Source organism: Maridesulfovibrio salinus, from assembly GCF_055394525.1.
In genome coordinates, this window is the sequence record NZ_AP042461.1 from 2400684 (window position 1) to 2412550 (window position 11867).

Annotated in this window: 11 protein-coding genes, 2 tRNA genes, 1 other RNA gene and 1 riboswitch; of the genes, 10 read left to right on the top strand and 4 right to left on the bottom strand. The window is 42.9% G+C overall.

Features of this window, described 5'->3' with window-relative positions; translation table 11 throughout:
- Positions 1 to 157: 157 nt before the first annotated feature.
- A tRNA-Pro gene (locus ACZ5PW_RS10815) sits at positions 158 to 234 on the bottom strand.
- Between the two features lie 197 nt (positions 235 to 431).
- Here ACZ5PW_RS10815 and ACZ5PW_RS10820 point away from each other — a divergent pair.
- A complete protein-coding gene (locus ACZ5PW_RS10820; protein WP_464553227.1) occupies positions 432 to 1847 on the top strand; it encodes an alpha/beta hydrolase family protein in 1416 nt (471 codons plus the stop codon).
- Positions 1848 to 1927: 80 nt separating this feature from the next.
- Here the strand turns inward: ACZ5PW_RS10820 and ACZ5PW_RS10825 are convergent, their stop codons facing one another.
- On the bottom strand, positions 1928 to 2101 hold the full coding sequence (locus ACZ5PW_RS10825) for a hypothetical protein (RefSeq protein ID WP_464553231.1): 174 nt from the start codon (positions 2099 to 2101) through the stop codon (positions 1928 to 1930).
- Positions 2102 to 2637: 536 nt separating this feature from the next.
- On the opposite strand from ACZ5PW_RS10825, the gene ACZ5PW_RS10830 reads away from it, so the two are divergent.
- Positions 2638 to 3189 carry a hypothetical protein gene (locus ACZ5PW_RS10830; RefSeq protein WP_464553234.1) on the top strand — a complete coding sequence of 184 codons (552 nt, stop codon included), beginning with the start codon at positions 2638 to 2640 and terminating at the stop codon, positions 3187 to 3189.
- Between the two features lie 83 nt (positions 3190 to 3272).
- Here the strand turns inward: ACZ5PW_RS10830 and ACZ5PW_RS10835 are convergent, their stop codons facing one another.
- Positions 3273 to 5126: a methyl-accepting chemotaxis protein gene (locus tag ACZ5PW_RS10835; RefSeq protein ID WP_464553238.1), complete on the bottom strand. Its 1854-nt coding sequence runs from the start codon at positions 5124 to 5126 to the stop codon at positions 3273 to 3275.
- A gap of 304 nt (positions 5127 to 5430) precedes the next feature.
- Positions 5431 to 5584: riboswitch (FMN riboswitch) on the top strand.
- 109 nt (positions 5585 to 5693) lie between these two features.
- Here ACZ5PW_RS10835 and ribB point away from each other — a divergent pair.
- Both ribB and ACZ5PW_RS10845 read left to right on the top strand, forming a co-directional pair.
- On the top strand, positions 5694 to 6347 hold the full coding sequence (gene ribB / locus ACZ5PW_RS10840) for a 3,4-dihydroxy-2-butanone-4-phosphate synthase (protein WP_464553242.1): 654 nt from the start codon (positions 5694 to 5696) through the stop codon (positions 6345 to 6347).
- Positions 6348 to 6537: 190 nt separating this feature from the next.
- Positions 6538 to 7251: a glycosyltransferase gene (locus ACZ5PW_RS10845; protein WP_464553247.1), complete on the top strand. Its 714-nt coding sequence runs from the start codon at positions 6538 to 6540 to the stop codon at positions 7249 to 7251.
- A gap of 55 nt (positions 7252 to 7306) precedes the next feature.
- On the opposite strand, the gene ACZ5PW_RS10850 is transcribed toward ACZ5PW_RS10845, so the two are convergent.
- Positions 7307 to 7711 (bottom strand): cupin domain-containing protein, encoded by a 405-nt coding sequence (locus ACZ5PW_RS10850; RefSeq protein WP_464553251.1) that lies wholly within the window; start codon positions 7709 to 7711, stop codon positions 7307 to 7309.
- Between the two features lie 217 nt (positions 7712 to 7928).
- Here ACZ5PW_RS10850 and ffs point away from each other — a divergent pair.
- The 6 genes from ffs (at position 7929) to ACZ5PW_RS10880 (ending at position 11867) form a co-directional block, all read left to right on the top strand.
- Positions 7929 to 8024: signal recognition particle sRNA small type (gene ffs / locus ACZ5PW_RS10855), an RNA gene on the top strand.
- 185 nt (positions 8025 to 8209) lie between these two features.
- A complete protein-coding gene (locus ACZ5PW_RS10860) occupies positions 8210 to 8680 on the top strand; it encodes a rhodanese-like domain-containing protein (RefSeq protein ID WP_464553255.1) in 471 nt (156 codons plus the stop codon).
- On the top strand, positions 8680 to 9093 hold the full coding sequence (locus ACZ5PW_RS10865; RefSeq protein ID WP_464553259.1) for a MauE/DoxX family redox-associated membrane protein: 414 nt from the start codon (positions 8680 to 8682) through the stop codon (positions 9091 to 9093). The genes ACZ5PW_RS10860 and ACZ5PW_RS10865 overlap by 1 nt, the downstream gene beginning before the upstream one ends.
- A 140-nt stretch (positions 9094 to 9233) precedes the next feature.
- Positions 9234 to 9310, top strand: a tRNA-Arg gene (locus tag ACZ5PW_RS10870).
- Between the two features lie 292 nt (positions 9311 to 9602).
- Complete coding sequence (locus ACZ5PW_RS10875) at positions 9603 to 11009, top strand: tetratricopeptide repeat protein (protein ID WP_464553263.1); 1407 nt, start codon at positions 9603 to 9605, stop codon at positions 11007 to 11009.
- Between the two features lie 507 nt (positions 11010 to 11516).
- Positions 11517 to 11867 carry a phage regulatory CII family protein gene (locus tag ACZ5PW_RS10880; RefSeq protein ID WP_464553267.1) on the top strand — a complete coding sequence of 117 codons (351 nt, stop codon included), beginning with the start codon at positions 11517 to 11519 and terminating at the stop codon, positions 11865 to 11867.

Below are 11867 nucleotides of genomic sequence, written 5' to 3' on the forward strand. Positions count from 1 at the left end.
GCAATGACAGCGGGGCTCTTTCAGTTGTCACAAATGAATTCTGTTAACGGCAGGTGTAGACCCGAGATCTCTTTTTGTGTCCGCCTCAAAGATATTTAGCGTACCAAAAAATAAAAGACCACTGATTTCTCAGTGGTCTTTTCCGGGTTCCTTCTTGTGGTCGGGATGAGAGGATTTGAACCTCCGACCCCTTGAACCCCATTCAAGTGCGCTCCCAGGCTGCGCTACATCCCGACTCAAGTGAAGAGGGTTCTATGTGGAATCCTCTTCTCTGTCAACAGTAAATTTCAATTATTCCTTTAATATCTTTTGAATGTGGGTTCAGTTGGCCGGTCTGCTAAATCATATCATGCTGGAATGAAATAAAAAATTACCTTGTATGTTGAAAAAACAATTAATCAGGAATATTGTCATAATATACAGGAGGAGTTTTGTTTTACCTAGCTGCCAGCCTTTCACTTGTGGTGCATATCTTTTTTGTGTTGATTATCTTCTGGTCAACAGCGACTTTCACTGGCGTACGGGAAAATGTTCTCGGCATCGATCTTGTCTCAATTGTTAAAGAGCAGGATTCCAAGCAGTCTCATTCTCTTCCTGAAAAACAGATCAGAAAAAAAAATGATTTCGAAACATCCAGACCACCGGAAGTATCAAAGTCTTTGCCCAAGCGTTCATCAAAGCCTCCAAAAAAAGTACAAAGCAGCCAAATTTATTCAGAGCCTCGGCCAAGTGTAAATGTAAAAAAGGGAGCACGTCCCCGGTTGGATCAGAGAGATGTCAAACCTACACCAACATCCGTTCAGCAGGGTGTTGAATCCAATGCGGAAGTTGATTCCAATGCTTTGGTCCTCAGGCAGGGGAAAGGGGTTACTATTGGTAATAGTACAGTGGTTCTGAAGAGAGGCTCTGAGAGCCGTTCCATGGATAGTATTGCCGGATATAATTTTGATGAAAATGATTTCCGGGGACATTACGAGACATCGAGCGGGCGGCAGATCATTGTGATAGACGCAAGGGCTGAACACGGAAGGCTGGTTCTGCATGACCGAAAAACAGGCCTTACCCGTAAGTTGAAGAAAGCCGGGTATGGAGATTTTATATATACCTATGGCCCGTCTTTTGATGAAGATGAGCCGGTTGAGGGATCAGTGGTGTTCTTGCCCGGAGATGAGCACTGGATCCATCGATTCATGTGGCTGCCTGCTGATGAGTCGGCCGAGTATCCTGTTAAAGGGCGGTTGGATACTCTTAGTGGGGGAGGTAAAGGTGATGTTCAAAATCTTTTTGTTCCCGTGCGTGATGGGCGCTATCCTGCGGTGATTCTTGTCAGTAGCGGAAAGTTTATTCCATTGGGAAGGTTTTCGGAGATTGCAAGACATCTTTGCGGTCGTGGGGTTGTTGTCGAGATCATCGATGAACTTAACTCGGATGCAATTAGAAATGCGGTTCAAGGGTTGCGGAAGCTTACAAAGGTTGATCCGAAGAGAATAGGTCTTTGGGTGAGAAGTTATAAATCACGAAAAATACCCCGCATACCGATGTATGCGGGGCGGCTTGGATTTGTCATTCTGACAATAGACGGTCCTTCGGACCGTCTTTATCCAGAGAGTGTTGCGTCTGCAGTTCCTGACGGTGTTCCGGTGTTTCTCGGATTCAGGAACGTGGGCGGTGACTGGAAGAGTGTTCTTGCGGTTCTGCAAGCCGGATTCCAGTTTCCTCCTCATCAATTGACCGTTCTCAACGGTTCTCCGAAGACTCTTAAGAGCCCGGAAAAGGAGGCAAACTGGGTTGATTCTGTGTCCGGCGATTTTGTGAGCAGTATTTCCGCTTGGCTTGATTCTCAGTAGGTCAGACGCATTTAGACTTTTTTTGCGGAATCAGAAACTGCTGTTCTGGGAATGAGTCTATGACTCAATGATTTCAGGGGTTAAACCGGGGCTTCTTCTCCCTTATCTTCGGAAGAGTTAGCCTTTTCCTGTTCATCAAGGGACTTGACCATGGCAGCAATGTTTTTGCTTACAGAACGATATTTGTGAGGATCGTTCTTTTCCATTTTGATCAAAGTTTCAGATTTTTCCCCGATATTGCTGTTTTTGTTCATAAAAACCTCCATACGGTTTTGCCGTAGCTACTTTCGTTTATGAGATTTTCCAGCCCGAATCAGCAAGACAGATAATACACCAATCCAGAGCTTTGTCTAGACCGTAATTATGATAAAAAAAGAACAAGATTCTATTTATGTAAGAATTAAAGTTTGTATGCTTTAATTATAGGTGTTTAGCTGTTTGTAAAAAATAATTGTATTTTGTATATGATTTTTAATTCTGTTTTATATTGCTAAATAGCGGTTTATAATCTGTAATCCTTTTATTCTGGTTGGTTTTTATTTTTATTTTGAGGATCAATTTCGAATATTATACAGAATTAAGTTCAAATTCCCTTTATGTGCATGTTTTAAGAGTTTTTTAATTAATGTATGGAATTGAAGCTTTTATGTAGAAATGTACTGGATTTTATCGTATGGGTAAGGACAGTCAAAATATGTAGTTAAACCGTGGATTCCTGATTGTGGACTTGATCTTTTTTATGTATCAGTCTGTTTCGAAATCCTACACAAGCTCAACACTGGAGGAAGAAATGAGTAATCCTAAAGAATTCGTTCTATATAGCGGCGGAGCTCCCGGAACTGAGTGTGAGTTCGGAATAAATGCCGAAAAATATGGCCTTCAGGAAGTCAACTACAGTTTTGAAGGTCACCAGAACGCCCGTCAGCGCGGCTTGCGTGTTCTTACTGAAAAAGAACTCGAAAGCAAAGATGTCAGCCTGACCTATGTTTCCAAGCTTATGAACCGCAACTTCACCCGTGCGCCTATCTTTCGCAAGGTTCTGCAGTCAATCTGCTGGCAGGTGAACAGCGGGCATGAGATTTTTATAATCGGCAATATCCTTGAAGATGGCACCGTCAAGGGCGGAACCGGTTGGGGAGCTGAGTTTGCAAAGATCTGCAACAAGCCTCTCTATGTGTTTTCTCAGGATAAAAACACATGGTTCTGCTGGGAAAAGGAAAAATGGGTTGAGTGTGCTGAAGCGCCTAAAATTACCCATAGACATTTTACCGCTACAGGTTCCCGTTTTCTTGAGGAGAATGGGAAGAAAGCAATTGAGCAGCTTTTTGCCGACAGTTTCTAATCTGTCTTTATACTACGACACAAATATAAAGCTCCCGCATTTTTTGATGCGGGAGCTTTATTCTTTTGATTATGAACTTCAGTTTATTTCAATTTGAAAAACATTATTGCCGAATTGAGCTGCTCGGCTTGAGCTGAAAGTTCTTCTGATGTTGCTGCTACTTCTTCAGAAGAGGAAGCGTTCATCTGCACAACCGAGTCAAGCTGATTTATGGAGTCTTTTACTTTTTCCACTTCATGATTCTGTCTTTCGCACGATGTAGCGATACCTTTGATCAACTTAGTTGTTTTATCTATTTCCGGAAGCAGTGAAGACAGATTCTCTTCGGTTTCAGTAGCAATGTTCAAACTGTTTGTGGAAAGATCGCTGATTTCATTTGCCGCTACGCGGCTTCTTTCTGCCAGTTTGCGAACTTCCGCTGCTACCACTGCGAAACCTTTGCCATGTTCACCTGCTCTGGCAGCTTCAATTGCCGCATTCAGTGCGAGAAGATTTGTCTGTCGGGCGATTTCTTCTACCATGTTTATTTTGTTGGCAATATCAGACATCGCGTTGAGGTTGTCTTTAACCGCCTGGCTCCCTTTGCGGGTAGTATTGGCAGCGATATTTGTAATTTCCTCAGCTTCTTTGGCGTGTAGTGATGTTTCTTCAATGCTGCTTATCAACTCTTGAACAATGAGACTGAGATTTTCCACTGCATGGGTCTGATCTGTTGCCCCCTGAGCCAGCGACTGTGCAGAAGCTGACAGTTCTTCACTGCCTGAAGACACATTCTCAGTTGATTCCTGAACTTCATCTACTACAGACCTGATCCTTTCAATCATATTGACTATTGATCTGAATGCTCCGGTTGCATTCTTTTCGTTCAGGCCGAGGTTGAGATTTCCGTGGGACATTTTTTCCGCGATATCCGAAAGCTCTCCCGGTTCTGCTCCGATTTTACCGGTAATGCGGCGGGCGAAATATGTTGCAGCAAAAGTAAGAACCACCCCAAGTACGATCGCCGTAATAATTATAAGGTAGAACATGTGGTCAACGGTTTTTTGCAGCTCTGCCTTTTTAACGGAAAGAGTCTTGTCTATATCATCGGTATAGATACCCATACCTGTTACCCAGCCCCAGGGCTTGAAAAGCTTCACAAATGATAATTTGGGATATTCTCCGGTTTCCCCCGGTTTTCCCCACCAGTATTCAACGGTCCCTTCACCATCGCTTTTAGCTATCTCGATCATTTCTCTAAAAAAGTATTTCCCCTTTTTGTCCGTTGCGCCTGCCATGTCTTTACCGATCAGATTTTCATTCAGAGGATGCATGATGATCCGGCCTTCAAGGTTGTTGACCCAGAAGTAGTTACCATCCTTCATTCGCATTCTGGACAATTGTGCGAGAGCTTTCTCCTTCATTTCTGAGGTGATGTCGTCAAGCCATGCACCGGTGCCGATAATCCAATCAAGTTCAGGGATGTATTTTACATAGGAAACCTTGCGGGTATCCTGTCCGGTCTCTGGTTTGGTCCACCAGTAGTCGACCATCCCTTCTCCATTTTTTCTGCAGATTTCAACCATGTCCCTGAATAGGAATTTACCTTTACTGTCCTGCATTGATGAAAGATTACGTCCTTCCAGTTCCTTGGATATAGGATGCATTATGATTCTTGCGTCCATGTCATTTATCCAGACGTAGTTGTTTTCATCATATCGAATGGGACGGACAATTTGTTTGAGTTTTTCCTGCAGTTCTGTCGGTGATAATTTACCAGAATTGATTTTGTTGAAAGAGACCAGCTGACTGCTGATGGAATCAATTATCTTTTTTAGTGTGGCAGCTTTTTCTTTTTTCAGAAGTTCAATGTCCCGTGACTTGTCATAGTATGACTCAATAGTCTTATCTGCCATATTTACCAGTTCGGTAAGCTCTTTGATTTTTTGCCTGTACATGTCCTCTTTATAAGTTAATTGTTCATGTTCAGAATAGTTGCTTAATTGGACATTAAAAATTACACATAACGAAATTATCGATATTGCCAGGGTTATAATCTGAAATAGAGTAAGCATGTTTTTAAGTTTCATAACTTATTCTCCTTCTGTTATTCGCTACGCAGTATTTGTGTAAGTATTTACATGCTAATCGAAATGGGTGATTCTGTACATCTTTAGTATGGAAAAATTATTAATCATTATGCTTTAAGATTGTATTTTATTGCACTTGACTAGGTTGAATAGTTTTGTGTAGAAAAAATTTGTTTATTCTCAGGGCGGGGTGAAATTCCCCACCGGCGGTAAGTCTTCATTTGGAGATAAGCCCGCGAGCGCCTTTTCCAAATGGTGGAAAAGGGTCAGCAGATCCGGTGTGAATCCGGAGCCGACGGTTAAAGTCCGGATGGAAGAGAGTAAGACAGTACTTCCCCGCAGTGGCATCCTGCCCCATGCGTGGCTGTTCGCTTGCGGACAGCTGTCTGATTCTATCGCCCTGATTCTGGTAACAGTTTTATAAGGAGTTTTACCATGAATCAGAATCTATTATCACAATTCGGTTCCCCGGTTGAAAGAGTGGAGAAAGGTTTACAGGCTCTGCGTGAAGGTCGCGGTGTTCTGGTAACCGACAATGAGTCACGTGAAAATGAAGGTGATCTGATCTTCTCTGCAGAAATGCTTACAGATGAGCAGATGGCAATGATGATCCGTGAATGCAGCGGAATTGTCTGCCTTTGTCTAACCGAGGAAAAGATTGAGCAGTTGGATCTGCCTATGATGGTTGAAGCCAACTCAAGCCGCTATCAGACCGGTTTTACCGTGACTATTGAAGCTGCAGAGGGCGTAACCACAGGAGTTTCCGCAGCAGATCGTGTTACCACTGTAAAAGCGGCCATTTGCGATGGAGCCTGTCCGACTGATCTTCATCGTCCGGGGCATGTATTCCCTCTGAGGGCTAAGGCCGGAGGCGTTCTTGAAAGGGAAGGGCATACTGAAGCGACTGTAGATCTGATGCGTCTTGCGGGTCTTAAGCCCTGTGGAGTTTTGTGCGAATTGACTAACCCGGATGGAAGCATGGCGCGACTCCCCGAGATTATCGATTTCGGAGAAAAAAACGATCTGCCGGTACTAACCGTGGACGATATAATCAACTACAGAATTCAGTTTGCAAAAAAAGCATCTTAAGCTATAGTCATAACTAAGAACTTTTTCCGATTGACCTTCAACCCCTGATTCAAACCGGCAAATTTGGATCAACACCGACACCATAAGATCGGCCTGCCTGATATTCAGGCAGGCCGATTGTTTTTTTGCCAGAAATACGTAATCTTCGTGCTGGATAATTATGTTTCAAGATTTTGTTCAGGAGTTACCAATGGATTTCAAGCATTTCATCATAACAAGATTCAACGTGAATATTCATCCTGAAGAGTATGAGCTGCGGCTAAACGACACCTGGCTTTTTGAAAGGTTCGATTTTTTCAGCCGTTTTTGTCTGCCATCGATTGTTGCGCAGGATGAGCAGAACTTTGAATGGATTATTTTATTTGATGAGCAGACACCTGAGAAGTTCATGAAGATGATCAGGGTGTTCGAGAAGTATAAAAATATCAAACCAGTATATTGCGCTGATTTTTCAACCGTAATGCCGAGGGTAAAACATTATATAGCTGAGGCGGCAGAAGGGTATGATTATATACTTACGACAAGGCTGGACAATGATGATGCTCTTTCGAGAAAATTTGTAAGCACACTGCATCGAGTTGTAGGCGATGTTCTGAATAAGTCTGATAGGTCCACCGAAGAGCTTTATATTAATTTCCCGCATGGCTATCAGTACTGCAACGGAGCTGTTTATGATTTCGTGGATCTGACAAATGCTTTTGTCAGTCTGCTTGAGTCAAACAGGACGCTGCATACTGTGTACTGGGTGGATCACCCCGCAATATATGATAAGGCCCCGGTTGCGCAGGTAGAAACACATCCCATTTACCTGCAGAATGTGCATGAAGGTAATGTTTACAATTACATAAGAGGAGATAAAGTAGGCGGTCCCGAATTGCTTACTGATTTTAATCTGGAATTATAGCGGGGTTGCAGATGAAAATTTTCCGGGACACAACGGCCCCGGAAGGATCTCTTTGTTATTTTTCATAAACACAGCCGATACAACAGAGAAATGTGGCTTCCTCTGTTTCGCTTATATTGCGCATGCCGTGAGGCTCCATGCAGTCTGAATACACAAAGTCGCCGGGGCCGCAGATTCGACTCTCAGTTGCTTCATCGGTCTCAGGATCATAAGTAAAACACTCAAAACGGCCTTTTTCGATGTAAACTGTCTGAAGATAGAAATGGTTATGGGCGGGAATTTCTCCTCCCGGTTCCACTGTGAAGTGGCGGAGGCCATATTCGGGCTGACCGTTGGCATCCTGTCCTGATTTGGACAGCCAGCGTATGGTAACCCCTTTGACCTCGTGGTCCTCTCCTTTGTAGCCTATCTTTGCTACTTTAACACCTTCCACGTCTTTAACGTTTTTTGCTTTCATCATAATTTCCATAAGTTTTTGTGGTTGTGGTCTTTTACGCAGGATAAGCAGAAATTGAGATTGAGATAAAGTTATAATCTGGATAGGGGCTGGTGGTGGAGCGGATATTCTCTTTATAGACTGGTTATTTTTAGAAAAATGCATTTTTTTTATGATTATGCTTGACAGTTCAGCTGTGAATCAATAGATATTTCACCTCGTCGCAAGGACGAATTCTTTTACAGAGAGGCCGGATGGCGGGTGCGCTGTGAACCCCGTCAGGTCCGAAAGGAAGCAGCGGTAACGGTTTATCCCGGGTGTCCGGTCTCGCTGAAAGAAGGGTGTGTTCAAATTGAACACACCCTTTTTTATTATATCAAGGTTAATCTATTCCCACAGATTTTCTCAGGTATTGCTCCAGGCGCTTCGTTGCTTAGTCCTGTTGGTCCATGCTACTTAAAGCAGTATGGAAAGGGCGGTTCAGGAGATTCCATTAAGTTAACCTTCAACATGGAAGATTGAATGAAATTCGGAAAGACAATATCGTACCTGTTCAAAATAATATTTATCTCCATACTGTCGGTTGGGTTGGCTTTTGCGTTCAATATGGTACGCCCCAATTCATATTCGCTGGATGATGTTTTAAGCCCCCAGTCTAAAGAGATTGTGGAAATTTCAACTTCAGCAGTTACGGCAGCTTACGATGCCGGAAATGTTCAGATGGTTGACGCGCGCAGCGAAATGGATTTCGCGATGGGGCATATACCCGGTGCGATAAACGTCCCATCCTCGACAGCTGAAGGCGGGGCGGTCGGCTTCTCAGATATTTTAGATAAGAGCCTGCCGGTCATTGTTTATTGTGATGGGCTTACTTGCGGTAAAAGTCTGATTGTAGCCAAGAGGCTCATAGAACTGGGATTCAGAGAAGTGAGTGTTTATACAGACGGCATAGACGGCTGGCTGAGTGCCGGGCGTGATCTGGAGGCGAACTAATGGATTTAAGGTCATTACCCAGAATCTTTCTTGGCGTTGTGTTCATTATTGCGAGTGTTGATAAGATTATTGATCCGATTGCATTTGCTGAGATTATTAAAAATTATCAGATACTGCCGGACGTAATGATCGGCCCGGTAGCATTTATTCTGCCTTGGCTTGAGTTCGTATGCGGGGCAATGCTTGTCTGCAACGTAATGCTGGAGACAGCTACCACTATATTGATAGCGATGCTGCTTGTGTTTATAGCCGCGCTTTCCGCAAACCTTTATCGTGGAATTGACGTGGCCTGCGGGTGTTTTTCAACCAATGCAACCCAGAGTTCAGGTATGCTGGAAACTATAGTCCGGGATATTGTTCTGCTTACAGCGGCAGGTTTGACTTTCCTGTTTCGTCACAAAGAGTTGCCGTAGCCCCTGTTTATGGCTTTTGCTCTTACACGTGAACTGCTAACGCTATTGTGTTAATCTGGATATAGAGTAAGAATATAGTGAGATTAAAGATTTTTCTCTTGACAGAAATGCACGGTGATGGATACTAAAACGCTCGGCGCGGGCAATTAGCTCAGTTGGATAGAGTGTCAGCCTCCGGAGCTGAAGGTCACAAGTTCGAATCTTGTATTGCCCGCCAATATATGAAACTATACAGTCCGATACTGTTTATTAAGCCCCTGAATTTCAGGGGCTTTTTTGCGTTTTATGGCTGATGCTGTCCAGTGTAATTCAGCTCAAACCGGGACCACTTGTGTGTACTCTGGTGTGTAGCTAACCCCACCCAACTCCCCTGTATACATCAGAGTACACATATAAGGAACTGGTGGGCTTGGGGGTTGGGATGATTCAACATCCTGCGCAGTTGCTTGCAATGAAATAGCAATAGGTTTAGAATATTTATTTATAAATATGTAGCAGAGAGATGTGGTTTGAAAATAAAAAATGTATTCTTTAGTATCGTTTTAGTGCTGTTAGTTACGGGGCAAGCATTTGCTTTACCGCAAGTTTGTTCTGATGCAATTGATAGCAAATCCTTAGATAAAAAAATGGAACTTTTTGAACAGTGCTTGCAAAGCAAACTTGAGAACGAATCCAATTCGTTAATTTATGACGCACGTGGACTCGCATACTACTCAAAAGGTGAATATGCTAAAGCTTTGCAGGATTTTAACAAAGCGATTGACAATAATTCGCATTATGCTCCATCGTATCATAACAGAGGTCTCGTTAAATATGCAAAAGAAGATTATGAAGGCGCACTTGATGACTTTAATACGTCTATTAATATAGAACCGTCATCGGAAGCATATAACAGCAGAGGAGTTTATCTAAATTACATAGGCAAATTTGATAAAGCCATCATCGATTACGATAAGGCATTGTCTTTAGATCATAAATATGCGCCAGCGTTCAATAATAGGGGGGTAACTTACTATTTTAAAGGTAATTTGGATAAATCAATTTCAGATTATAGCAACGCAATAAGAATAGACCCTGAATTTGCAGAAGCGTACAGCAATCGGTGTCAGGCTCTGTGTGTAAAAGGAGACCTTGATAGAGCTCTGGATGATTGTAGTATGGCTTTGAAAATCAATCCCAACTATGCAAAGGCTTATAATAATCGGGGTGCAGTTTTTAAGGCTCTCGGACAGTTTAAAAAAGCGGTTGCTGACTATACTGATGCCATCAGGACCAACCCCGCAGATTTTATAGCTTATCTTAACCGCGGTTTATGTTTGTCAGCTAATGGTGATTTCAACAATGCAATAAAAGACTACACTAAAGCCTTAGAGATTAATTCGGATTTTTTAAGAGCATACGTCAATCGTGGTATGGCGCATGATGCGAATGAAGATTATGATGAGGCTATTTTAGATTATACCAAAGCTATCGCTGGTGGACCCAAATATGCCAGTGTTTATCTAAACCGCGCTATTAGCAAATTGAGTAAAGGTGATGTTGATGGTGCAAATGCTGATTTCAGTAAGCTCATTGAAATTAACCCGCAGAGTCAATACGCCTACGCAGGCAGAGGATGGTTGTACGTTGACGACAGTCCTGATTTAGCAATAGCTGATTTTAATATGGCGATTGAGCTGGACCTTAAATATGCGCATGCCTACTATGGCAGGGGGGTAGCCCAGAAAAATAAGAATAACCTTGAGGCTGCCATTCGTGATTTTGACAAAGCAACAATCATTGATCCCAGCATTGCCGGGGTTTATGCGGAACGTTCCGCAGTATATAAGAAATTAGGTCGAATTGCTGAAGCTAAAGCAGATAGAGAAAAAGCTCTCCACCTTGATCCGAGTGCAGATGTGCCGACATTTGATTAATAAATAATTGTCCTTACGAAATGCTCATAATCAATGTATCATGTTGTTTTATTTTTACATGGGAATAACTGATACTACCCCAAAAAAATTCTCCCCAAATAATACCGTCCAATACAATCCAGAATGCCCCTGAACATCAGGGGCATTTCGTTTATCTGCATCCAGATAAGTCCAAGTATATCTCCTTGGATACTCGTTAATCAGTCTCCAGAATTGTGTGTACTGTTTTATGTATCCAGTCCGGCAACCAATTTCCTCCAATCATAGTGAAAATTGCTCCCTATACCAATTCAAGCCGCTGTCCGTTGGTAGCGTTCAGCGATTCTAACTGTCGGGATAGGGAGTCTCTCCAATAGATATGAATGCCGTGGGGCGCGCGTGTCCTCGAATAGATAAAAAATATGAAAAATTTAGACCCCGGACCTGAGTTACCTATTTTATGTCCGGTTTTTAGTTCAATGAAAGGAGGGCAGTAAATATTAAACTCTAAAATTTGAAGGATAAGTCATGAAGATTAAAGAACTGAACCCCGAAGATTCCACTGCGAAAATGGGCGTTCTGGACCTCGTACCGCTCATGAAGACATGCGGATCAGTGGCCCCGCTTGAAGCCATTGCCCAGCAGATGAATATGGTTGTTGTCCCGCTTCCCGAAGCGGGCATTTTTTCGGACTCGCTGGAAGACGACATGAATCGCACCACTAAGGAATTCAGTGACGCGGTGATCAAGTTTTCCACCATTATGGAAGACGGCAAAGTTACGGCTGATGAATTCGCGGAGTTCGATAAAGAAATCATGGAACTGATTTCATCGGCTCTGTTCTGGCGCAACCGTATTAAATACCTTGTGAAGGGGTAA